This is a genomic window from Arthrobacter sp. BI5, assembly GCF_056680065.1.
In genome coordinates this window covers 3,219,500-3,240,744 of record NZ_CM155264.1, presented here as the reverse complement: position 1 = coordinate 3,240,744, position 21,245 = coordinate 3,219,500, and the positions used below count along the sequence as shown (strand labels likewise).

The window sequence follows — 21,245 nt, the reverse complement described above, 5'->3', positions numbered from 1 at the left end:
GTAGTCTAATGCCATGCAAAAAGTGACGCGCCGGGCGATCCAGGCGGCCGGCACGCGGGACGTCATTGTCGAAGCGGCCGGCCGGTTGTTTGCCGCTGACGGCTACGTCCAGACCACCATCGACGGGATTGCGGCAGCGAGCGGGGTGGCCGTCCAGACGGTCTACAACTCGGTGGGCAACAAGGCGGCGCTGCTCTCCGCCGTCCTGGACAGCGCGGCGGCGGGGCCCGGGGCGCAGGCGGGCGTACTGGACCTCATGCGGGAGCGGACCCGGCAGGCTGCCGACTTCGACGCCCTGATCGCCGTACTGGCGGACTGGTTTGTCGAGGTCCACCCCCGCACCGCCGGAATCAACGCCGTCATCGCCCGGGCCGCGGCCGTGGACGACACCGCCGCGCAGCTGGAACGGGACCGCGGGCAGCAGCGGCTCCGCCGCTATGCGGAAGCCGCCGCGGCAGCCCGGGCGCGCGGCGGACTCAGCTCCGGAATGTCCGACGCCGAGGCGGCCGCAGCCATCTGGTCGCTGGGACATCCCCAGGTGTACCGCGCCATGGTGCGGGATGCCGGCTGGCCGGTACCGGCCTACCGGGAGTGGATCGCCAGGGCTCTGGCCGCGGCGCTCCGCTAGGGCACCGGCCACAGGCGCCGGAGGTTTCAGATGCTTCCGGCGGCCCGACGTCGTCGTGCGGCGTGGCCGAACAGCCACACGCCGGCAATGGTGGCGAGGTACCCGGTGATGACGATCAGCGAGGTGCCCGCCCAGAAGTAGTTTGTGGTGCTGCCCTCCTGGCCCGGTCCCGGGGCGATCTTCAGCAGTGAATAGGCGGCCACCGCCGCGGAGGCCAGCCCCGCCATCACCGGGACGGCGACCCACAGCCGGGCCGAGGCCCAGTGGGCGTTGTAGCCGTTCCACACGTTCCACCCGGGCCCGCTGCGCATGATCAGCCAGCCCGCCGGCAGCATGAAGGCTCCGACCACCAGGAAGGCTGCCACCACATCGGCGGGCCGGTGCCACTGGTTGATGAGTGTGGACACCCCGGTGGCGACGGCGAAGCTGCCGCCCAGGAATCCGACCAGCGGCCGCCAGCGCGGCGAGACCATCAGGAAGACCGCGGCCGCAGCCGAGGCCGCCAGGGTGGTGTGGCCGGACGGGAGGGAGTTGATTTCCAAGGTTTCAATCCCGCGGAACGGCCGCACCGGGACCAGGTCCTTCAGGATCTGGGTGGCGACGTTGGCCCCCGCGGCAGCCGCGACGGCGATGCCGGCGGCTGCCCAGCGGCGGCGGGCCACGGTCACGAAGATCACCACCACCGACGCGATCAGCACGGAGAGGGCGGGCAGCCAGTCGAGGAGCTTGTTGCTCGCCTTGCCGGCCGCGCCGTGGATTTCCACCGCTTCGACCAGCGCGGACTCGTCAATGAACTGTCCGGTGGTGGTGCGTACGAAGAAGTAGTAGGTGGCGGCCAGCGCGGCGACGCAGCCGACGGTGGCCAGCAGGAAGAGCAACCCGGTGGCCCGGCCCGGGCCGCGGGGCGCCGGTGCTGGTTCCGGGCGCACCGGGGCGCGGACCGGCCGGGGGCCGTCCACTACCGTGGGCTCGTTGGTGCGTTCCTGCCGAAAACTCATGCTTTACAGGTTCCCATAGAACACTGCGAATTTTCCGGGGGCAGCCCGCCAGCATCCTGCGCGAGTAGTGTTTTGCCATGGACACCGTGGACCGGCACCCGGACCCTGCCTCCCCGCTGGTCCATCCACGGCCCGCGCAGGGCTGGACCGGCGCTCCGGCCGGACTGAGTTACCTGGAGGGCCGGTACCACGTCTTCTTCCAGTACCGCCCCGGGCCGGCGCGGCAGGGCCCGAGCTGCTGGGGACACCTGAGCTCCCCGGACCTGCTCCGCTGGAGCGGCGTCGTGACGGACGACGCCGGTGTCCCCACCGCCGTGTATTCAGCCGCCGCCGGGGACGGGCGTGCCCCGGTGGTCCTGGCCCGGGGCTCCGCCGGGCTGACGGACTGGCGGCAGGAGGGACAGGCCGCGGCGCCGGTGCCCGCGGACCCCCGCGTCATCGCGGTGCGTGATCCGTTCCTGTTCCACTTCCAGGGCCGGCGCTTCGCCCTGCAGGGGGCGGGCCTGGCGTCGGGGCACGGCGCCGTGCTGCTCTACCGGGCGGACGAGCTGCGCCATTGGCAGTACGAGGGCATCTGGTTCGGCACCGGGAACGCCCTGGCCGCCCGGCACCTGCCGGCCAGCAGCTGGGAGTCTCCGCAGCTGGTCCGGGTGCCCGATTCCTCCGGGGCCGAGACCTGGCTCCTGATGGCATCACTCCGGCACGGCCCGGACCTGCAGCACCACCCCGGCCGCGTGGGCTACCTGCTGGGATCCCTCGTGACGGACCCGGCCACGGGGCTGCCGCTCTTCACCCCGGAGACGGGCGGACAGGCGGACCTCGGGCCGGCCTTCTACGCCCCGCAAATCCTGTCCCTGCCCGGCCGGTCCCTGCTGTGGGGCTGGGCCGACGAGGTGCCGGACCCGGACGGGCGCGCCGGCCGCGGCCCGGCGGAAACGGATGCCGCGGGCTGGTCCGGCCTGCTGACCTTCCCGCGCCAGCTGGCGGTGCACGGGGACGCGCTCGCCGTCGAGCCGGCACCCGAGCTGCACGGCTACCGGGGCCGGCAGCGCGCCAGAGGCGTTGCGGGCACCCTGCGCCTGCCCGCCCGGTCCGAAGCCGCCGTCACCGGCGGCGAAGGCCGGATCCGGCTGGTCCTGGCCACGGCCGCGCAGGCCCGGGCAGTCTTTGCGGACACCGTGGCCGGCGGGGATGAGCTGCGGATCTTCGTGGACGGTTCGATCGTGGAGGTCTACCGCCACGGTTCCGTGCCGGCCACGGTGCGCGCCTACCCCGCGCCGGGCGAGGAGTGGCACCTGGAACTACCACACGGTGCCGCGGCCGACGTCTGGGACCTGGAGCAGCCCCGGGCGAGCTAGCGCGGCGCCGCGGGTAGAGTACATCCATGCCCACCCCTGCCGACCGCCCGATGCCCTCCGGCCTGAACCCCGGCGGCGTGGAGGAGCTCCTGGACCTCGCCCGCGTGGTCACCCTGCCCATGCGGGTGAAGTTCCGCGGCATCACGCAGCGTGAGGCCCTGCTGCTCCCTGGGCCGCTGGGCTGGGGTGAGTTCGGCCCCTTTCCCGAGTACGGTGACGCCGAAGCCTCCCGTTGGCTGGCCGCCGCCATCGAGGCGGGCTGGCACGGCTTCCCGGCACCCCGCCGGGCCAGCATTCCGGTCAACGCCACTGTGCCCGCGGTCGCCGCGGAGCGGGTGCCGGAGATCCTGGCCCGCTTCGGCCGGGTGGACGCCGTCAAGGTCAAGGTGGCGGAGCGCGGACAGACACTCGACGACGACGCCGCCCGGGTGGCCGCCGTCCGTGCCGCGCTGCCGGACGCCATGATCCGGGTGGACGCGAACGGGGGCTGGGATGTCCGCCAGGCCGTCGCGTCACTGACCCGGCTGGCCGACGTCGGACTGGAATATGCCGAACAGCCGGTGCCGGACATCGAAGGCCTCGCCGAGGTGCGCCGCCGGCTCCGGGCCGCGGGCACGCCGGTGCTGATCGCCGCGGACGAGAGCGTGCGCAAGGAAGAGGACCCGCTCAAAGTGGCGCGCGCCGGCGCCGCGGACCTGGTGGTGGTCAAGGTCGCGCCCCTGGGGGGAGTGCGGCGCGCCCTGGACATCGTGGCGCAGGCCGGGCTGCCCGCCGTCGTCAGTTCCGCGCTGGACACCTCCGTAGGGATCCGCGCCGGACTGGCGCTCGCCGCCGCCCTGCCCGAACTGCCCTACGCCTGCGGGCTCGGCACTGTGTCGCTGCTCGCCGCCGACGTCACCGGCGACTCCCTGGTCCCCGACGACGGCGCCATCCGGCTCCGCGACGTCGCCGTCGATCCCGGGCTCCTGGACGAATACGCAGCGCCGCCGGAGCGGAGGGACTGGTGGCTGGACCGGCTCCGCCGCGTCCACGCCGTCCTGGCAGCATCGACTGCTCCGTAACTGCCCTTAAGACCGCCTCAAAGAACGCCGAAAAGGGCGTTTACGGTGCAGCGGACGGTCGGGCCGGAACCGAGAGCGTTCACCCGATTTTCACCTTAAGGATGGCTCCGCGACGTCCGCCGCTGGCAGGGTGGCGGGGACGCATCCCTCTGCTTTGGAAGGTCCCCTCCATGTCTGTCTCCTCCGGACGCAAGTTCTCCCTGCTGCCCATGCTGGGCCACACCAAGGGCAAGCGCAGCCCCGTGACCTGTGCACTCAAGTGCGACAACGCCTGCTCCGGCGAGGTCTGCAACAGCAGCTCCAACGACTACTTCCGCGACATTGCCTCCGCCACGATGTCCCGCCGCTCCGCCCTCGGCTTCGGCGCCGCCGGCGCGCTCGCCGTCGTCTTCGGCAACGCCGTGACCTCCGCGGAGCCGGCAGCCGCCGGCGGCCAGGGCCTCGCCGCTGCCGCCAAGACCGGCTTCGGCAAGTCCAAGCTGCAGTTCACCGCCATTGCCCCGGTGGACGCCGCCGTCGACGCGTTCACCGTCCCGGCAGGCTTCAGCTGGCAGCCGATCATCCGCTGGGGCGACCCCCTCTTCAACGACTCACCCGCCTTCGACGTGGACCGCCAGAGCGCCGCGGCGCAGGCCCGCCAGTTCGGCTACAACAACGACTACACGGACATCCTGCCGCTGGACGCCAAGGACCGCCGTGCCGTGCTCTTCACCAACCACGAGTACACCAACGAGAGCATCATGCTCCCGGCCGGCTTCGACGCCGCGGAAACCCGGGCCATCGGCCGCGCCGCCCACGGCCTCACCGTCGTCGAGCTGGAGCGCAAGAACAAGAACCAGCCGTGGCGCTACGTCCAGGGCGCCCCGCTGAACCGCCGCTTCCTCAGCGACACCAGCTACGAACTCACCGGCCCGGCTGCCGGCTCCGCCCTCGTCACCACCGTTGCCGACCCGGCCGGGCGGTCCATCAAGGGCACGCTGGGCAACTGCTCCGGCGGCACCACCCCGTGGGGCACCATTCTCTCCGGCGAGGAGAACTTCAACGGTTACTTCGTCTCCGCCGGGACGTCCGCCGCGGACAAGCGCTACGGCCTGACCAGCAAGCCCACCGCCCGGCAGTGGGAGCTCGACGATCCCCGCTTCGACACCCGCAACCCCGGCTACGCCAACGAAAGCAACCGCTTCGGCTGGATCGTGGAGGTGGACCCGCAGGACCCGACGTCGACGCCGAAGAAGCACTCCGCGATGGGCCGCTTCAAGCACGAGGGCGCCAACGTCATTGTGGCCGCCTCCGGGCACGTCGTCGCCTACATGGGGGACGATGAGCGTTTCGATTACCTCTACAAGTTCGTTTCCAGGGACAAGTACCGCCCCGGGACGACGGCGGCCGACCGCCGGCACAACATGACGCTGCTCTCCGAAGGCGACCTCTACGTCGCCAAGTTCAGCGGCGACTCCCCGGCAGCCGAGATCGACGGTTCCGGCAAGCTCCCCTCCGACGGCGCCTTCGACGGTGCCGGGGAATGGCTCCCGCTGGTGGTGGGCGGCAAGTCCATGGTGTCCGGAATGTCGGTCGAGGAAGTCCTGGTCTACACCCGCCTCGCCGCGGACAAGGTGGGCCCCACCAAGATGGACCGCTGCGAGGACGTCCAGCCGAGCCTGCACACCGGCAAGGTCTACGTGGCCTGCACCAACAACACGGACCGCGGCAAGACCGGCAAGGAGGGCGCCACCGAGGTCAACCCGCGCACCCTGAACCGCGACGGCCACATCGTGGAAATCACCGAGACCGGGGACCAGACCTCCACCAAGTTCAACTGGAACCTGCTGATGGTCTGCGGCGACCCGGCCAAGAACACCTCCGCGTACTTTGCCGGTTTCCCGGCCGACAAGGTCTCGCCGATCTCCTGCCCGGACAACCTGGCCTTCGACTCGGTCGGCAACCTGTGGATTTCGACCGACGGCGCGCCCTCGAGCACGGGCTACGCCGACGGGCTCTTCAAGGTCACCCTGGCCGGGGCCGAGCGCGGCCGCGTGGAGCAGTTCCTTGCCGTGCCGCGCGACGCCGAGACCTGCGGACCCATCATCCACGATGAGGAGCGGCACGTATTCGTCGCCGTGCAGCACCCGGGCGAGGACGGCAGCTTCGAGGCGCAGAACTCCCGCTTCCCGGACTACGTCGCGGCCGGTGCCACGCCGAAGCCGGGCCAGGCACGGGTTCCGCGCCCGTCCGTGGTCCAGGTCTTCCGCACCGACGACTGACCTCCTGCCGCCAGCCCCTCGGCCCTCACGTTTGGCGGGTTTCGGGTTGACGCTCCCTCACGTTTGGCGGGTTTCGGGTTGACGCTCCCTCACGTTTGGCGGGTTTCAGGGTTGACGCTCCCTCACTTATCGCAGTTCGACAGCGAAAGGTGAGGGAGCGTTGGTTGGTATGCGGCGTGATGTGAGGGAGCGTTGGTCGGTGGGCGGCGTTATCTGAGGGAGCGTTGGTTGGTGTGCGGCCGGATGTGAGGGAGCGTTGGTTGGTGGGCGGCGTTATCTGAGGGAGCGTCCGGGGGCGGTGGAACTGATAATTTGAACAGTGTGAATAATCCGGCCGAGATGGTTGTCCCCAGAGTCCAGGCAGCTATTGCCCACGCGTTCGGCGAGGAGTACCGCCAGACGGACCCGGTGATCCGGCCATCGCAGTTCGCGGACATCCAGATCAACGCCGCCATGGCCCTCGCCAAGAAGGTCGGGCTGCCGCCGCGCGACGCCGCCGCCCGGATCGTGGAGTCGCTGGACCTCGACGGCGTCTGCAGCCTGGTGGAGATCTCCGGGCCCGGCTTCATCAACCTCACCTTCGACGGCACCTGGGTCGAGGAACTGCTTAACGCGCCGGAACTAGCCGGCACGGGCGCGCAGCCGGCGCCGCTGCACCGCGTCGTCGTCGACTATTCCTCCCCGAACGTGGCCAAGGAAATGCACGTCGGACACCTGCGGACCACGGTGGTGGGGGACAGCATCGTGCGCGTGCTCGAGGCGCTGGGCCACACCGTGATCCGGCAAAACCACATCGGCGACTGGGGCACCCCGTTCGGCATGCTGATCGAACACTGGCTCGAGGTGGGGGAGGACTCGCCCGAGGCAGCCCTGCTGGTCGACGACCCGAGCGCGTTCTACCAAGCCGCTCGGGCCAAGTTCGACGCCTCTGCCACGGACCCGGAAGGCTTCGCAACCCGCGCCCGCCTCCGCGTGGTGGCGCTGCAGGGCGGCGATCCGGAAACGTTCGCCGTCTGGCAGCGGCTCGTGGCGCAGTCCAAGCGCTACTTCAACGCGATCTATGCGATGCTCGGCATCAGCCTCACCGACGACCACATCGCCGGCGAAAGCTCCTACGACGCGCACCTCGCCCAGCTGTGCCAGGAACTCGAGGAGCGCGGCATCGCCCGAATCAGCGAGGGCGCGCTCTGCACCTTCCCGGCCGGCTTCACCGGCCGGGACGGCGAGCCCTTGCCGCTCATCATCCGCAAATCCGACGGCGGCTACGGCTACGGCACCACCGACCTCGCCACCATCCGGTACCGGGTCCGCGAGCTTGAAGCGGACCGGGTGCTGTACGTCGTCGGCGCACCGCAAAACGTTCACTTGCGGATGGTCATGGCCACGGCCCGCGACGCCGGCTGGCTGCCGGAGACGGTGGAGGCCGCCCACGTCCAGATCGGCAATGTGCTCGGCGAGGACGGCAAGATCCTGAAGTCCCGCGCCGGGAATCCGGTCAAGCTGATGGCGCTGCTGCAGGAAGCCGTCGACCGCGCCCGGGCCGTCATCGACGCCAGCCGGCCCGAGCTCAGCGACGCCGAACGTGCGGTCACGGCGCGTCAGGTCGGCATCGGAGCCGTCAAGTACGCCGACCTCTCCACCGGCCATGACACCGAATACGTCTTTGACTTCGACCGGATGCTGGCCCTGACCGGCAACACCGGGCCGTACGTCCAGTACGCCGCCGCCCGGATCCGTTCCATCCTGCGCAAGGCGGGGGCGCTGGAACAGCACCTCGACGGCGTCGCTTCCGCCGCCTCCGGGACCGCCACGGTCAACGGCGCGGCCCCCGCGGCGGCGATCGCCGTCGTCGAACCCGCCGAACGCGCGCTGGCACTGCACCTGCTCGAATACGGCGCCACCCTGCAGAAAGTCGGCGAACTGCTCGAACCGCACCGGCTCTGCGCCTACCTGTTCGAGCTAGCCCAGCTGTTCACCTCCTTCTACGACCAGTGCCCGGTGCTCAAAGCCGAGGAAACCGTCCGCGAATCGCGGCTGGCCCTCTGCGGATTGGTCCTGCGGCGGCTCTCCAGCGGCCTGGACCTGCTGGGCATCGAGACGCCGGAGAACATGTGAGCCCGGACGGGCAGCCGGCCGTGCCTGCCCCGGGCGGCCAGCTGGGCGCGGTCGAAGCCGCGCGGGTGGCAGTCGCAGCCCTGATCGGGGCCGGGGTGCGCTACGTCGTGGTGGCCCCGGGGTCCCGCTCAGCGCCGATGGCCTACGCCTTGGCCGAGGCCGACGCCGCCGGCCGGGTCGAGCTGCTGGTCCGGATCGACGAACGGGACGCCGGCTTCACTGCGCTGGGCCTGGCCCTGGCCACCGGAGCCCCCGCGGCCGTGCTGACCACCTCCGGCACCGCCGTGGGGAACCTGCTGCCCGCCGTGATGGAGGCCAACCACGCCGCCGTGCCGCTGGTGGTCCTCTCAGCCGACCGGCCCGAGGAACTCCGCGGCACCGGCGCCAACCAGACCACCGTGCAGCCGGACCTTTTCGGCGAACATGTCCGCTTTGCCGCCGACGTGCCCGCGGGCGACAATCCGCTCCGCGCCGTCGAGACCGCGCTCAGCGCCGCCACCGGGGCGTTCGCGGACATCCCGCCCGGGCCGGTGCAGCTGAACCTCGCCTTCCGCGACCCGCTGGTCCCGCCGGCGGGCGACCGCCTGGACGACGCCTCCGCCCGCCGGGTCCACCAGGCGCCGCGGCACCCGCTCGCGCTGGACTTTCCGGCGGCCTCCGCGGCGCTGCCCGAGCGGCGCACCGTGGTCCTCGCCGGGCACGACGCCGGCCCGGTCGCCGAGGCGTTCGCCCGCGCCCACGGCCTGCCGCTGCTCGCCGAACCCTCCTCCAACGCCCGGTTCGGCCCCAACGCGGTAGGCCCCTACCGGCTGCTGCTGGAGCACTTCGGCCCGGAGTCCGCCCAGCCGATCGAACGGGTGGTGCTGTTTGGCCGCCCCACCCTGTCCCGGCCGGTGTCCGCGCTGCTTGCCCGCGCCGACGTCCCGTCCGCCCTTTACCAGCCGGTTCCGGTGGCCTGGTACGAGCCGGGCCGCCGCACCGAACTGCCGCTGCAGACCCTGGCGGACCTGGCCGACTTCGCCGGCCGTGGGAGCGCGGCGTGGCTCGATGCGTGGCTGCTGGCCGGTGCCGCCGCGCAGCACGCCCTGGACCTGCTGCTCTCCGGCACCGCCGCGGGCAGTGCCGCGGCCGCCGCCGCGGTCGTCCCAGCCTCCGGCCCTGGTGTGGGCGCGCTGGTCTGGGAGCATACCCGCGGGCAGCTCGTACTGGGCTCCTCCAACGGGATCCGCGACGTCGACCTCGCAGGTGCCCCGCCGCAGGAACCCCAAGCCACCGTCTTCGCCAACCGGGGACTGGCCGGAATTGACGGGACCCTCGCCACTGCCACCGGCATCGCCGTCGGCGGGCGGCAGGAAACCACCGTGCTGCTGGGTGATGTGACCTTCCTGCACGACGCCGGCGGGCTGCTGCTGGGCGCGGGAGAGACCGTGCCGGCGCTGCGGATTGTGGTCCTCAACGACGCCGGCGGGGCCATCTTCGGACTGCTGGAGCACGGCGCCGTCGAGCAGTCCGGCCGCTACGGCACCGCCGTCGAACGCCTCTTCGGCACCCCGCACACGGTGGACCTGTCCGCCCTCGCCGCCGCGTACGGCGTCGCGCACCGCGCGGTCAGCACGACGGCGGACCTCGCCGCGACACTGGCAGAACCCGTGCAAGGCCGCAGCATCATCGAAGTGCGGACCGACCGGCACGGCCTGCGCGAACTGCACGGCCACATCCGCGCCGCCGTCGCCGCCGCCGTGACCGGGGTCTTGGGCCGTTAGCCCCGACGCTCCTGCCCAGTTGCCGCGCGGCAATCGCCGCCCGGTCACCCGACACGCCGGGTATGCCGCGTGTCGGAGCGTCTTGGCCGGGGAGAACTGGGCGGGAGCGTCGCGCCTCCGCTCCGCCCGCTACGCAAAAGGACAGCCGCTACGTGGATCCACGTAGCGGCTGTCCGAAATCGGGGCGGAAAGGGTTATTCCGCGATATCGATGTGCGTCGGGTCCAGGACGCGGCGGAGGAATTCCTTGGTGCGCGGCTGGGTGGGGGCGCCGATGACCTGCTCGGCCGGGCCTTCCTCCACCACCACGCCGCCGTCCATGAAGACCACGCGGTCGGCGACTTCGCGGGCGAAGCCCATCTCGTGGGTCACCACCAGCATGGTCATGCCCTCCTTGGCCAGGTTCCGCATGACGGCGAGCACGTCGCCTACGGTCTCCGGGTCCAGGGCCGAGGTGGGCTCGTCGAAGAGCATCAGTTCGGGGTCCATGCTCAGCGCCCGGGCAATGGCCACACGCTGCTGCTGGCCGCCGGAGAGCTGGTCCGGGAACCGGTCCGCGAGGTGGTCCAGGCCCACGCGGGCCAGGTTCTTCCGGGCCACCGCCGAGGCGTCGGCCTGGCTGCGCTTGAGCACCTTGGTCTGCGCGATCGTGCAGTTCTGCAGCGCGCTCAGGTGCGGGAAGAGGTTGAACTGCTGGAACACCATGCCGACCTTGCGGCGCATCTTGTCGATGTCCACGTCCGGGTCGGTCGATTCGAAGCCGCCGACGTGGATGGTGCCCACGTTGGGCTGCTCGAGCAGGTTCACGCAGCGCAGCAGGGTCGACTTGCCGGAACCGGAGGGCCCGATCAGGCACACCACTTCGCCGGGAGCGACCTCGAGGTCGATGCCTTTGAGGACCTCGTTGGAGCCGTACGACTTCCGGAGCTCCTTGATGGACACCCCGGCGGCCTGGATCTGCTTCGCAGCTGCCGATGACGTTGATTCAGTCATGGTGAGCCCTAGCCCTTCGTCTTGGCGGTTCGGGATTCAAAGCGGCGGGCCAGAATTCCGAGCGGAACGGTGATGATCAGGTAGCAGGCGCCGGCGATCACGAGCGGGGTCAGGCCGGCGTTGGGCTGCGTGATGCCGTCACGGCCGAACTTGGTGAGCTCGTACTGGGACGCCGCCAGGCCCAGCAGGTAGACCAGGGACGAGTCCTTGGTCAGCAGGATGACCTCGTTGGTCAGCGGCGGCAGGACGATCTTGAACGCCTGCGGAATCACGATCGAGACCATGGCCCGCCAGTGCGGCATGCCCAGCGAGCGGGCCGCCTCGAGCTGCCCCTTCGGCACGGCCTGCAGGCCGGCGCGCAGGGTTTCGGCGATGTACGCCGCAGCCACCATGCCCAGCGCCAGCATGACCGTGACGTAGATGTCGAAGCGGACGCCGAACGCCGTCGGGATGCCGAAGCCGAAGGCAATGAAGACCAGCAGGGCCGGGACGCCGCGGAAGAACTCGATGTACAGCGTGGCGATCCAGCGCCACACGGCCACCGAGGAGAGCTTCATCAGCGCCAGCAGCAGGCCGCCGGAGAGGCCCACCACAAAGCTCAGCGCCGTGTAGATCAGGGTGTTCTTCAGCGCCAGGGTGATGATCTCCGGGAACTGCTTGACCGCGGAGTCCCAGTTGAAGAAGGCCTTGCCGATGGAGGCCCAGTCGGCGAAGAGGATAAACAGGACGACGGCGAGTGCCAGCAGTCCGTACTGAACGGACCGGCTCACGCGGGCCCGTTGGCGAACAGTCAGTGCCATGTGATTTGCCTTTTACATGTTGCTGGGCGGTTCCGGGTCAGGAACTGGCCGGAGCCAATGACTGATCCGGAACCGCCCCGCTGTGGTCGGTCCGGGCTGGTGGGTTACTTGGCGGCTTCGCCGAACCAGGTGGTCTTGAGCTTGGTGATGGTGCCGTCGTCCGCAAGGCGCTTGAGGGTCTTGTTGACCGAGTCGGTCATGGCCTTGTTGTCCTTCTTGACCGCGACGCCGAGCTGCTCGCCGGTCTTGTAGGTCTCGGCGAACACCAGGGAGTCGTCGCCCTTGGCCGCGAAGCCGAGTACCGACTGGTTGTTGATCGCCGCGTCGACGCCGCCGGTCTTGATCGCCTGGATCAGCAGGCCGGTGTTCTCGTACTGGATCGTTTCCAGGCCCTTGGACTTGGCGTATTCCTCGCCGGTGGTGCCCTGCTGGACGCCGACCTTCTTGCCCTTGAGGTCGGCCAGGTTCTTCAGCCCGGACGCCTTGGTCACGAGCAGCGACAGGTCGTCGTCGAGGTACGGGGTGGAGAAGTCCATCACGGTCTTGCGCGCATCGGTGATGGAGATGCCGGAGACGGCGACATCGCACTGGTTGGTGTTCAGGGCCTGGCCGGACTGGATGCCCTCGAAGGCAACGGTGAGGACGTTCGGCTCGACCTTGAGGTCCTTGGCGATCTCGGAGGCCAGATCCATGTCGAAGCCGACGTTCTTGCCGTCCTTGACGAATTCGAACGGCTCGTAAGGGATGTCCGAGCAGACCGTGAGCTTGCCGGATTCGATCAGCTTGACGCCGGAATCGGTGGTGGTCGAGCCGCCGGAGGTGCTGCAGCCGGTCAGGGCGAGGGCGCCGACAGCGACGAGGGCTGCCGCTTTGGCCGCGGAGCCGGCCAGAAGGGAACGGGAGATCAGCATTTCTTTACCTTTTGTTGCAGGGGCATGCGTGACAAAACGGCTTTTAGTCTATCGCCGAATAAGAGATGTGCATCACAGGAAACTTAGTTTCACTATTGGATAACTATAGGCAGGCAAAATTCAAGAGGGCGCGCCCGGCGGCTGTCTGTAATTCCGGATTCGGTTCGCCGGCAGAAAATGGCCGGGAGGCTCCGGCCCCGCCCCGCGGACGCTTCCGCCCCGCGGACGCTTCCGCCCCGCGGACGCTTCCGCCCCGCGGACGCTTCCGCCCCGCGGACGCCCGGCCCACGCCCTACGGACGCCCGGCCGGTAGGGGAGTCAGCTGCTGATGCCGAGGGACTCCAGCATCGGCCGGAACTTCGCCCAGGTCTCGGCCAGTTCGGCTTCGGGCACGGAGCCCTCCACCACGCCGCAGCCGGCGTAGAGCCGGACCGTGTCCGGACCCTCGATGACCGCGCCGCGCAGCGCGATACCCCACTCGCCGTTGCCCGCGGCGTCGAGCCAGCCGACCGGGCCGGCGTACGGGCCGCGGTCCAGGTGTTCAAGTTTGCGGATCAGGGCGCCGGCTACGGTGGTGGGCGTACCGCAGACCGCGGCGGTCGGGTGCAGCGCGTTGATCAGGGCCAGGCAGGTGGGCACGTGGCCTTCCACCTCGGTCAGTTCGGCCTTCACGTCCGAGGCCAGGTGCCAGACGTTCGGCAGTTCCAGGATGAACGGCTCGCTGTGCGCGTTCATGGCCTCGGAGAACGGCGCCAGCTGGGTGGTGAGCGACTGGATGGCGATGTCATGCTCATGCCGCTGCTTCTCGGACCCGGCGAGCACCCGTTCGGCGAACTCCAGCGGCGAGCCGGCCATGCCGTCGGCGTCGCGGCGGTCCAGGGTGCCGGCCAGGACGCGTGCCTGCGCCGTGCGGCCCTCCACCTGGATCAGCATCTCGGGGGTGGAACCCACCAAGCCGTCCACGCCGTAGGTCCAGCACTCCCGGTAGCGGACCGCGAGTTCCCGCAGGATCTCGGCGGCATTCACGCCGTCGGGCACGGTGGCCACGATGTCCCGGGCCAGCACCAGCTTTTCCAGCGCGCCGGTGCGGATCTCGGCGACGCCCTCGGCGACGGCGGCCATCCAGTCCGCCTCGCTGAGCGAGCCGGTGCTGAGTTTCGCGTCCCGCCCGGCTTGGTCCGCGGCCGACGACGCCACGGCCGACGACGCCGACGCCGCCGCGTTGTCCGACGCCGGGGTTGGACCGGCGCCGTCCACGTCCAGCCAGCGGCGCAGGGCGGAACGGGCGCCCGCCTCGGTGAGCTCGCCGTCGTCGAACGTGAGCTGGGTGAGCCAGGCGTTGCCGTCCCGCAGGCCCACTACGATTTCGGGGACGATCAGCCGGGAAGCGTGCGCGGAAACCTTGGAGAAGGCGAAGGAGCCAAAGGCCACCGGGCCGGTGCCGGGGCCGCCGACGAGGTCGGTGATCTCCGCCTCGAGGACCAGGTGCCGCCACCAGATGTCCGCTTCGAGGAACCGCTCGGGCCCGGTGACGCTGAACCGGGCCACCTCACCGAAGCCCACCAGGCCCGCCTCGCGGCGCGTCCAGCAAAGCACGTCGTCGCGGACCAGGAACGACGGCAGCCCCCCGGGGAACGAATCGGCATCGAGGGGGACTGTCAGTGTCCTGATAATTCGGGTAAGGAACGCGCTGGTCATGATGAGACAACACTACTCCCGCAGCGCGCCGCGCCCCGGCCGGCCCGGTGGTTAGGGGGTGCGTCGAAGATTTGAGACAATAACGGGGTGAACCGAGCATCCTTGGATAAGCGTCCGGACGAAGTAGCCACGATGTTTGACGACGTCGCCCCCAAATACGACGTCGTCAATGACGTCCTGTCGATGGGACAGACGCGCCGCTGGCGCCGGATCGTCGTCGAAGCCATGGATGTGAAGGCGGGCCAGCGCGTGCTGGACCTGGCCGCGGGAACCGGCACGTCCAGCGAACCGTATGCCGACGCCGGCATCGACGTGATCGCCTGCGATTTCTCCCTGGGCATGCTCAAGGTCGGCAAGCGCCGCCGCCCGGACATCGATTTCATCGCCGGTGACGCCACCCGCCTGCCCTTCGCGGACAACACCTTCGACGCCAGCACCATTTCCTTCGGCCTGCGCAACGTCAACGAGCCAAAGAAGGCCCTCGCCGAGATGCTTCGGGTCACCAAGCCCGGCGGCCGGCTGGTCATCGCCGAGTTCTCCCAGCCCGTGGTGCCGCTCTGGCGGACCATGTACACCGAGTACCTGATGCGCGCGCTGCCCGCGATCGCCGTCAAGGTCTCCTCCAACCCGGACGCCTACGTCTACCTCGCCGAATCCATCCGCGCCTGGCCGGACCAGGACCACCTCGCGGCCTGGCTGCAGGAAGCCGGCTGGGAGTCCGTCACGTACCGCAACCTCAGCGGCGGGATCGTCGCCGTCCACCGTGCGCAGAAGCCGGCCGGCCCGGCAGCCGGCCCCAGCGCGGGCGCCGCGGCACTGGCCAACCACACGGGACCCGTGGCCAAACTGCGGCGCAACATCACCCGGCCCGAACGTTAGCCGACAGCTGCTGTGAAAGTACTGATCGTCGGGGCAGGTCCGGCTGGATCGACCGCCGCGTTCTACCTTGCCCAGGCCGGCCTCGACGTCACGGTCCTCGAAAAAACGAGCTTCCCGCGCGAGAAAGTCTGCGGTGACGGGCTGACCCCGCGCGCCGTCCGGGAAATACAGAAGCTCGGCCTGCCGCATCCCGAAAGCGAGGGCTGGCGGCGGAACAAAGGGCTGCGGCTGATCGCCGGCGGCCGCACCATCGAACTTCCCTGGCCCGAGGTCTCCGACTTTCCGCAGTACGGCCTGATCCGCACCCGCCTGGGCTTCGATGAGGAACTCGCGCGGCACGCCCAGTCCGCCGGCGCCGTCGTCCTGGAACGCCACAGCGTCACCGAGGCGCTGCGCTCCGCGGACGGCCGGGTCACCGGCGTCCGCGCCGCCCTGCTCGATGACGCCGGCCGCAAGACCGGCGAAACGCGGGACTTCAGCGCCGACGTCGTCCTCGCCGCGGACGGGAACTCCACCCGCACCGCCGTCTCGCTCGGCATCCAAAAGCGAGACGACCGGCCGCTGGGGGTGGCCGTGCGCACCTACTTCACCAGCCCGCGGCACGACGACGACTGGATGGAAGGCTGGCTGGAGCTTCCCGGCCGCGACGGCAAGCTGCTGCCGGGCTACGGCTGGGTGTTCGGCGTCGGCGACGGCACTTCCAACGTGGGACTGGGGATCCTCAACTCCTCCAAGGAATTCGGCAAGCTGGACTACAAGCAGGTGCTGCGCGAGTGGACCGCCGCGATGCCCGCGGACTGGGGCTTCACGCCGGAGAACCAGATGGGCGAGATCCGCGGCGCCGCGCTGCCGATGGGCTTCAACCGCACCCCGCACTACTCGCCGGGCCTGCTGCTGCTGGGCGACGCCGGCGGGATGGTCTCTCCGTTCAACGGCGAGGGGATCTCCTACGCCATGGAGTCCGCCCGCTTCGCGGCCGAGTACATCATCGACACCGCGGCGCGTTCCGCCTCGGCAGGCTGGAGCACGGCCGACGCCGATGCGCGCCTTGCCGGCTACGCGGACTTCGTGCGGGGGCAGTGGGGTTCGCACTTCACGCTGGGCCGGGCCTTTGCCGCAGTGATCGGCAAGCCGGCCGTGATGAAACTGGCGCTGCGGACGGGTATGCCCCTGCCGGTGCTGATGAAATTCGTGGTCCGGCTGCTGGCCAACCTGACCGATCCCTCGGCCAAGGGGCTCGAGGACCGGATGATCCGGGTCCTCGAAGCCCTGGTCCCGGCCACCTCCAACACCCGGCCCGTTCCAGGCTCAAATCCGCGGATTCCGCAACAAAAAGTTAGGGTTAACCCGTGACCAACTCTGCAGACCAAAGCTGGACGCATGCCGGACACGGCCTGCCGGGCGCCGAACCCAGCCTGAACACCACCGCCATCGCCACCGGGCTCCAGCTGCCGGCGGGCTTCGCGGCGATCGCCGGGGACCCGGAACTGGGCCCGGCCATCACCACGAACCTGGCCCGGGTGGAGAAGAAGCTGCGCGAGGCCATCGCGAACTCGGATCCGCTGGCCGACGCGACCTCGCGCCACTTGGTGGAAGCCGGCGGCAAGCGCATCCGGCCGCTGCTGACGCTGCTCTGCGCGCACCTGGGCGACGCCTCGCTGCCCGCCGTGGTGCAGGCCGCCGTCGTCGTCGAACTGACGCACCTGGCCACGCTGTACCACGACGACGTGATGGACTCCGCGCCGTTCCGCCGCGGCGCCCCCACGGCGCACGAGGTCTGGGGCAACTCCGTGGCTGTGCTGACCGGCGACCTCATCTTCGCCCGGGCCTCGATCCTGGTCTCCGAGCTGGGTTCGCGCGCGCTCGGCATCCAGGCCCGCACCTTTGAGCGGCTGTGCCTGGGCCAGCTGCACGAGACCGTGGGCCCGCGGCCGGACGAGGATCCGGTGGAGCACTACCTGTCCGTGATCGCGGACAAGACCGGCTCGCTGGTGGCCGCCTCCGGCCAGCTCGGTGCAATCTTCTCGGGAGCGGATGAATCCTACGAGGCACTGCTGGTCGAGTACGGCGAGAAGGTCGGCGTCGCCTTCCAGCTCGCCGACGACGTCATCGACGTCACCGGGGTCAAGGTCAAGTCCGGCAAATCGCCGGGCACCGACCTGCGCGAAGGTGTGCCCACGCTGCCGGTGCTGCTGCTGCGCAAAGCCGCGGCCGACGGCGACCAGTCCGCCGTCGACCTGCTGAAACTGATCGACGGCGACCTCAGCTCGGACGAGGCCCTCGCCGCCGCCGTCGCCGGTCTGCGCGAACACCCCGTCACCGCCGAGTCCTGGACCGTGGCGCGTGCCTGGGCCGCCGAAGCTATCGCGGCCCTCGACCCGCTGCCCGAGGGCGTGGTCAAGGATTCGCTGACCAGCTTCGCGCACGCCGTGGTGGACCGCAGCAGCTGACGGGTTCCGGCGGGACATTCCCGCCTCCCGCCCGGGGAATCGAGACGTAAAACGGAATGGCCCCGGTTCTTCACAACGTTACGAGTCGTCCGTTGTGCGGAACCGGGGCCATTTCTCCGTTCGCATCAGATTCACCGGAGGCATTTGGTGAACCCATGAATGAGCTTATGACAGTTGTGTCATATTGTCTAGATGTTCTGTAAATCGCCTGTCACGGACTTGAGGGTGGCGGGCGTGCGGCGCTGTGGGGGCACTTTGGACCTCGAAAGGGTGCGCCGGTCCTTATTCAGCGGCGTGTCCGTGTCAAAGTGCCCCTCGGCTGCAGCGGGGTTGTCCACATATCGCAGTCGGACTGGACTCCGCGGTCTGCTGGGCGGGCATAGTGGGTGGATGGAGCTTGCCACTTTCCTGGCCTCACGGGGCGGAACGGCCACCGCGGGTGACCTTAACCGGGCAGGATTCAGCCGCCATCGAGTCAGCCAGGCTGTGGCCGGTGGTGCCATGGTGAGGATCCGCCGCGGGCACTACGGACTGCCGCGGGATTCCAGCACCTACCGGACCGCCTGCGAGTTGAAGGGCCTGCTGACGTGCTTGTCGGCTGCCCCTGGCTACGGCTTATGGACCTTGGCACCCGCCCGAAGCTTACACCTGTGTCTCGGCCATCGGTCGGCGCCGCCCGGCTCTGTGGCACACGGGCCCTTGCTGCATCCACGGCACCCCAGACTCCCGATGGCAGGACTGGCCGACGTCTTAATTCATGCCCTGCGCTGCCTGCCCGAATTGGAGGCCCTTGTTATGGTCCAGTGTGCCGCGGGCCGTGGGGACATCACGCTGTCTTTCCTCCGAAGGAAACTTCCGGGCAACCGCAACGCTCGCGCCAGGTCGGTGCTGGACCTGGTTATTCCCCGGGCCGACTCGCTGCTGGAGGTACTGGCCAACACGGCTTTCTCCCGGGCCGGGCTCCAGGTGCGCAGGCATGTCGAGATCCCCGGCGTCGGGGAGGTCGACTTTCTGGTGGAAGACTGCATCGTCGTGGAGACCGACGGCGCGCCGCACCTGGAGCCGCGGCAGGTGAAGAAGGACCGCCGCCGCAACAATGCGACCGTGGTCAGTGGTTACCTGGTGCTCAGGTTCGGCTACGACGACGTCGTCCATCACCCGCAGCGGATGGTCGCAGAGGTCCTCGCGGTACTGGACTTATGGCGAGCGGGCGCTTTCCGGCCGTGACGGCCGGTGTCTGCGGCATTCAGGGGCTACTTTGGAGCCGCGAACGGAGAATCCCGGACCGGGCCGCGGCGTGTCCGTGCCAAAGTGCCTGCGGAAGGTCGGCGGAGGCAACGGACACCGAGCCGTACTCCGCCGTAGTCCGCGCCAAAGTGCCCCGGTAAGGCCGGCCGGCGGGTCTTAGTCCTCGTCCTCGTCGTTGAAGGCCCACTCGAACATGTCGAAGACGAACTCGGAGAAGGTGCCTTCCTCGCTCTTCCACTGGCCGCGGGCGTTGTTGCGGCGGTACACGATCGGGTCCGGGACGCTGAGGTCGCCCACGCGGAAGCCCCAGGTGAACTGCTCCTCCTCGTCCTCGAGGAACATCAGGAAGCCCTCGTCGTCGACCTCGAGCTCTTCGGGGTCCCAGAAGTAGTGGTAGGCCTCCATGAGGTCCTCGCAGCCGCCGAGGGCCAGGTAGAACTCCCGCAGGACCAGCGGGACCTGGAACTGGTGCTCGGCGAGGGCCGCGTCCAGCTCGTCTGCCGGCAGCCCGTCCTCTTCCTGCCATTCGTCTTCGAGATACTTCGGAACAAGCGCGCGGAACTTCTCGAGGAACATGTCAGTCATGGTTCTTATCCTAGCTAATCCTTGTGGCCGCTTTCGGCCGCATCCAGCCCCAGCCGGTGCCAGCCGCGGACTGCCAGCGGCACGTACCAGTGGCGCCGCCAGGCCGTGACGCGGAAGGCGAAAACCACGGCCGCCACCGCGCTGGCTGTCAACGCGGTGAACGTCCCGGTGACGGACAGCGCCACGGTCAGCGCGGCCCCGGCAAACGCCGGCAGGGCGTAGATGTCCTTGGGGTCGAAGAGCTGCGGCACCTCGTTGGCGGTGATGTCCCGCAGCAGGCCGCCGCCCACCGCCGTCGTGACCCCCAGGAGCACCGCGGCCACCGGATGCATGCCCGCGGCGAGGGCCTTCAGGGTTCCGGTGATGCAGAACAGGGCCAGGCCGCCGGCATCGAACAGGACCAGCAGCGACGTGAAGCGCTGGACGCTGGAAAAGAGGAAATACACCAGCACCGTCGCCAGCAGCGGGGGAGCGAGGTACGCCGGGTTGGTGAAGGCTGCCGGCGGCCCCGAGTTGATGATGATGTCCCGGATGACGCCGCCGCCCAGGCTCACCACGGAGGCCAGCAGTAGGGAACCGACAATGTCGAACTGCTTCCTCGCCGCGAGCAGCGAACCGGAGACGGCGAAGAAGAAGACGCCGGCCAGGTCCAGCCAGACCATAACGAGGCTAAAGGAGAAGGTCATGCGGCGTCCCGGTCGGTTGCAGGGGGCGGATGGGGCGGGTCCAAGGTTACGCTAACGGCTATGAATAGCCCCATCATGATCGCTTGCGCCCACGGCACCTCCAGCCCGCAGGGCGCGGCGGAGGTCAATGCCCTGCGGGCCGGGATCGCCGCGCTGCGTCCCGGGCTCGACGTCCGCGAGGCCTACGTTGACGTGCAGGACCCTGAACTGCCTGCCGTCGTGGCGGGGCTCCCGGCGGGGAAAACCGCCGTCGTCGTCCCCCTGCTGCTGAGCGTCGGTTACCACGTCAAGGTGGACATCGCCCGGGCGGTCAAGAGCCGGCCGGGCACCCTCGCCGCGGCGCCGCTGGGTCCGGACCCGCGGCTCGCGGCGCTGCTGGACCAGCGGCTGCGCGAGGCCGGCGTGACCGACAACGACGCCGTGATCCTCGCCGCCGCGGGCTCCTCCGACGCCACCGCCGCGGAAAACGTCGAGGAACTCGCGGTCCAGCTGCGAGCCCTCCGCTCCAACCGGATCGTGGCCGCGTACGGCGCCTCGGCCAAGCCGTCGGTGCCGGAGGCCGTCGCGATGCTCCGCGAGGAGGCCGCGGGAGGCGCGGGCGCGGGGCGTTCGGCCGGGGCGGTGGACCTGGGTGGACGCGTGGTCATCGCCTCCTACCTTCTGGCCCCGGGCTTCTTCCACGACCAGCTCGCCAAGGCCGGCGCGGACCTGCTCACCGCGCCGCTGCTGCCCTCCCCGGTCCTCGCCGAGATCGCCCTGGCGCGCTACGACGCGGCGGTCGCGGCCAGCGCTACATGACGAAATGTTGCCCT

Annotated in this window: 18 protein-coding genes and 1 pseudogene; 12 read left to right on the top strand and 7 right to left on the bottom strand. The window is 69.8% G+C overall.

Features of this window, described 5'->3' with window-relative positions; genetic code table 11:
* The first annotated feature begins 13 nt into the window (after nucleotides 1-13).
* Complete coding sequence (locus AC1MED_RS14925; protein WP_479784006.1) at nucleotides 14-628, top strand: TetR/AcrR family transcriptional regulator; 615 nt, start codon at nucleotides 14-16, stop codon at nucleotides 626-628.
* A gap of 26 nt (nucleotides 629-654) precedes the next feature.
* Here the strand turns inward: AC1MED_RS14925 and AC1MED_RS14920 are convergent, their stop codons facing one another.
* Nucleotides 655-1,626 (bottom strand): phosphatase PAP2 family protein, encoded by a 972-nt coding sequence (locus AC1MED_RS14920; protein WP_479784004.1) that lies wholly within the window; start codon nucleotides 1,624-1,626, stop codon nucleotides 655-657.
* Nucleotides 1,627-1,703: 77 nt separating this feature from the next.
* Between AC1MED_RS14920 and AC1MED_RS14915 the strand changes: the two genes are divergently transcribed.
* The 5 genes from AC1MED_RS14915 (at nucleotide 1,704) to menD (ending at nucleotide 10,184) form a co-directional block, all read left to right on the top strand.
* A complete protein-coding gene (locus tag AC1MED_RS14915; protein ID WP_479784002.1) occupies nucleotides 1,704-2,984 on the top strand; it encodes a glycoside hydrolase family 32 protein in 1,281 nt (426 codons plus the stop codon).
* Nucleotides 2,985-3,010: 26 nt separating this feature from the next.
* Nucleotides 3,011-4,045, top strand: coding sequence for an o-succinylbenzoate synthase (locus AC1MED_RS14910; RefSeq protein ID WP_479784000.1), 1,035 nt, complete (start codon nucleotides 3,011-3,013; stop codon nucleotides 4,043-4,045).
* Between the two features lie 170 nt (nucleotides 4,046-4,215).
* Nucleotides 4,216-6,306, top strand: coding sequence for a PhoX family protein (locus AC1MED_RS14905; protein WP_479783999.1), 2,091 nt, complete (start codon nucleotides 4,216-4,218; stop codon nucleotides 6,304-6,306).
* 339 nt (nucleotides 6,307-6,645) lie between these two features.
* Nucleotides 6,646-8,421 carry an arginine--tRNA ligase gene (argS, locus tag AC1MED_RS14900; RefSeq protein ID WP_479783997.1) on the top strand — a complete coding sequence of 592 codons (1,776 nt, stop codon included), beginning with the start codon at nucleotides 6,646-6,648 and terminating at the stop codon, nucleotides 8,419-8,421.
* Nucleotides 8,418-10,184 carry a 2-succinyl-5-enolpyruvyl-6-hydroxy-3-cyclohexene-1-carboxylic-acid synthase gene (gene menD / locus AC1MED_RS14895; protein WP_479783996.1) on the top strand — a complete coding sequence of 589 codons (1,767 nt, stop codon included), beginning with the start codon at nucleotides 8,418-8,420 and terminating at the stop codon, nucleotides 10,182-10,184. The genes argS and menD overlap by 4 nt, the downstream gene beginning before the upstream one ends.
* 194 nt (nucleotides 10,185-10,378) lie before the next feature.
* Here the strand turns inward: menD and AC1MED_RS14890 are convergent, their stop codons facing one another.
* From AC1MED_RS14890 to AC1MED_RS14875, 4 genes are all read right to left on the bottom strand, one after another.
* Nucleotides 10,379-11,176 (bottom strand): amino acid ABC transporter ATP-binding protein, encoded by a 798-nt coding sequence (locus tag AC1MED_RS14890; protein ID WP_346957714.1) that lies wholly within the window; start codon nucleotides 11,174-11,176, stop codon nucleotides 10,379-10,381.
* An 8-nt stretch (nucleotides 11,177-11,184) separates the two neighbouring features.
* Nucleotides 11,185-11,976, bottom strand: a complete 792-nt coding sequence (locus AC1MED_RS14885) for an amino acid ABC transporter permease (RefSeq protein WP_346957713.1) — start codon at nucleotides 11,974-11,976, stop codon at nucleotides 11,185-11,187.
* A gap of 104 nt (nucleotides 11,977-12,080) precedes the next feature.
* A complete protein-coding gene (locus AC1MED_RS14880; RefSeq protein ID WP_346957712.1) occupies nucleotides 12,081-12,887 on the bottom strand; it encodes an ABC transporter substrate-binding protein in 807 nt (268 codons plus the stop codon).
* 318 nt (nucleotides 12,888-13,205) lie between these two features.
* Entirely contained in the window at nucleotides 13,206-14,585 is a 1,380-nt protein-coding gene (locus AC1MED_RS14875; RefSeq protein ID WP_479783994.1) for an isochorismate synthase, read from the bottom strand.
* An 87-nt stretch (nucleotides 14,586-14,672) separates the two neighbouring features.
* On the opposite strand from AC1MED_RS14875, the gene AC1MED_RS14870 reads away from it, so the two are divergent.
* The 5 genes and pseudogenes from AC1MED_RS14870 to AC1MED_RS14850 all read left to right on the top strand — a co-directional run bounded on the left by AC1MED_RS14870 (nucleotide 14,673) and on the right by AC1MED_RS14850 (nucleotide 19,141).
* On the top strand, nucleotides 14,673-15,464 hold the full coding sequence (locus AC1MED_RS14870; RefSeq protein ID WP_479783992.1) for a demethylmenaquinone methyltransferase: 792 nt from the start codon (nucleotides 14,673-14,675) through the stop codon (nucleotides 15,462-15,464).
* Nucleotides 15,465-15,476: 12 nt separating this feature from the next.
* Nucleotides 15,477-16,817 carry a geranylgeranyl reductase family protein gene (locus tag AC1MED_RS14865; RefSeq protein ID WP_479783990.1) on the top strand — a complete coding sequence of 447 codons (1,341 nt, stop codon included), beginning with the start codon at nucleotides 15,477-15,479 and terminating at the stop codon, nucleotides 16,815-16,817.
* The gene (locus AC1MED_RS14860) at nucleotides 16,814-17,914 is read left to right on the top strand and encodes a polyprenyl synthetase family protein (protein ID WP_479783989.1); all 1,101 of its coding nucleotides are present in this window, start codon (nucleotides 16,814-16,816) and stop codon (nucleotides 17,912-17,914) included. Before AC1MED_RS14865 ends, AC1MED_RS14860 begins: the two co-directional genes overlap by 4 nt.
* A gap of 192 nt (nucleotides 17,915-18,106) precedes the next feature.
* Nucleotides 18,107-18,391, top strand: a pseudogene (locus AC1MED_RS14855) (hypothetical protein); the annotation flags it as partial.
* A gap of 252 nt (nucleotides 18,392-18,643) precedes the next feature.
* Entirely contained in the window at nucleotides 18,644-19,141 is a 498-nt protein-coding gene (locus tag AC1MED_RS14850) for an endonuclease domain-containing protein (protein ID WP_479786701.1), read from the top strand.
* Nucleotides 19,142-19,318: 177 nt separating this feature from the next.
* Here AC1MED_RS14850 and AC1MED_RS14845 read toward each other — a convergent pair whose 3' ends face one another.
* Both AC1MED_RS14845 and AC1MED_RS14840 read right to left on the bottom strand, forming a co-directional pair.
* The gene (locus AC1MED_RS14845) at nucleotides 19,319-19,747 is read right to left on the bottom strand and encodes a hypothetical protein (protein ID WP_346957706.1); all 429 of its coding nucleotides are present in this window, start codon (nucleotides 19,745-19,747) and stop codon (nucleotides 19,319-19,321) included.
* A 14-nt stretch (nucleotides 19,748-19,761) separates the two neighbouring features.
* Nucleotides 19,762-20,433, bottom strand: a complete 672-nt coding sequence (locus tag AC1MED_RS14840) for a trimeric intracellular cation channel family protein (protein ID WP_479783987.1) — start codon at nucleotides 20,431-20,433, stop codon at nucleotides 19,762-19,764.
* 60 nt (nucleotides 20,434-20,493) lie between these two features.
* Between AC1MED_RS14840 and AC1MED_RS14835 the strand changes: the two genes are divergently transcribed.
* Entirely contained in the window at nucleotides 20,494-21,231 is a 738-nt protein-coding gene (locus tag AC1MED_RS14835; protein WP_479783985.1) for a sirohydrochlorin chelatase, read from the top strand.
* The last annotated feature ends 14 nt before the right edge of the window (nucleotides 21,232-21,245 follow it).

Bases quoted from the DNA above. Each gene is read 5' to 3' on its own strand.
- AC1MED_RS14925 (WP_479784006.1), top strand. From the start codon at position 14: ATGCAAAAAGTGACGCGCCGGGCGATCCAGGCGGCCGGCACGCGGGAC.
- AC1MED_RS14920 (WP_479784004.1), bottom strand. From the start codon at position 1,626: ATGAGTTTTCGGCAGGAACGCACCAACGAGCCCACGGTAGTGGACGGC.
- AC1MED_RS14915 (WP_479784002.1), top strand. From the start codon at position 1,704: ATGGACACCGTGGACCGGCACCCGGACCCTGCCTCCCCGCTGGTCCAT.
- AC1MED_RS14910 (WP_479784000.1), top strand. From the start codon at position 3,011: ATGCCCACCCCTGCCGACCGCCCGATGCCCTCCGGCCTGAACCCCGGC.
- AC1MED_RS14905 (WP_479783999.1), top strand. From the start codon at position 4,216: ATGTCTGTCTCCTCCGGACGCAAGTTCTCCCTGCTGCCCATGCTGGGC.
- argS (WP_479783997.1), top strand. From the start codon at position 6,646: ATGGTTGTCCCCAGAGTCCAGGCAGCTATTGCCCACGCGTTCGGCGAG.
- AC1MED_RS14890 (WP_346957714.1), bottom strand. From the start codon at position 11,176: ATGACTGAATCAACGTCATCGGCAGCTGCGAAGCAGATCCAGGCCGCC.
- AC1MED_RS14885 (WP_346957713.1), bottom strand. From the start codon at position 11,976: ATGGCACTGACTGTTCGCCAACGGGCCCGCGTGAGCCGGTCCGTTCAG.
- AC1MED_RS14880 (WP_346957712.1), bottom strand. From the start codon at position 12,887: ATGCTGATCTCCCGTTCCCTTCTGGCCGGCTCCGCGGCCAAAGCGGCA.
- AC1MED_RS14875 (WP_479783994.1), bottom strand. From the start codon at position 14,585: ATGACCAGCGCGTTCCTTACCCGAATTATCAGGACACTGACAGTCCCC.
- AC1MED_RS14850 (WP_479786701.1), top strand. From the start codon at position 18,644: ATGGCAGGACTGGCCGACGTCTTAATTCATGCCCTGCGCTGCCTGCCC.
- AC1MED_RS14845 (WP_346957706.1), bottom strand. From the start codon at position 19,747: ATGACTGACATGTTCCTCGAGAAGTTCCGCGCGCTTGTTCCGAAGTAT.
- AC1MED_RS14840 (WP_479783987.1), bottom strand. From the start codon at position 20,433: ATGACCTTCTCCTTTAGCCTCGTTATGGTCTGGCTGGACCTGGCCGGC.
- AC1MED_RS14835 (WP_479783985.1), top strand. From the start codon at position 20,494: ATGAATAGCCCCATCATGATCGCTTGCGCCCACGGCACCTCCAGCCCG.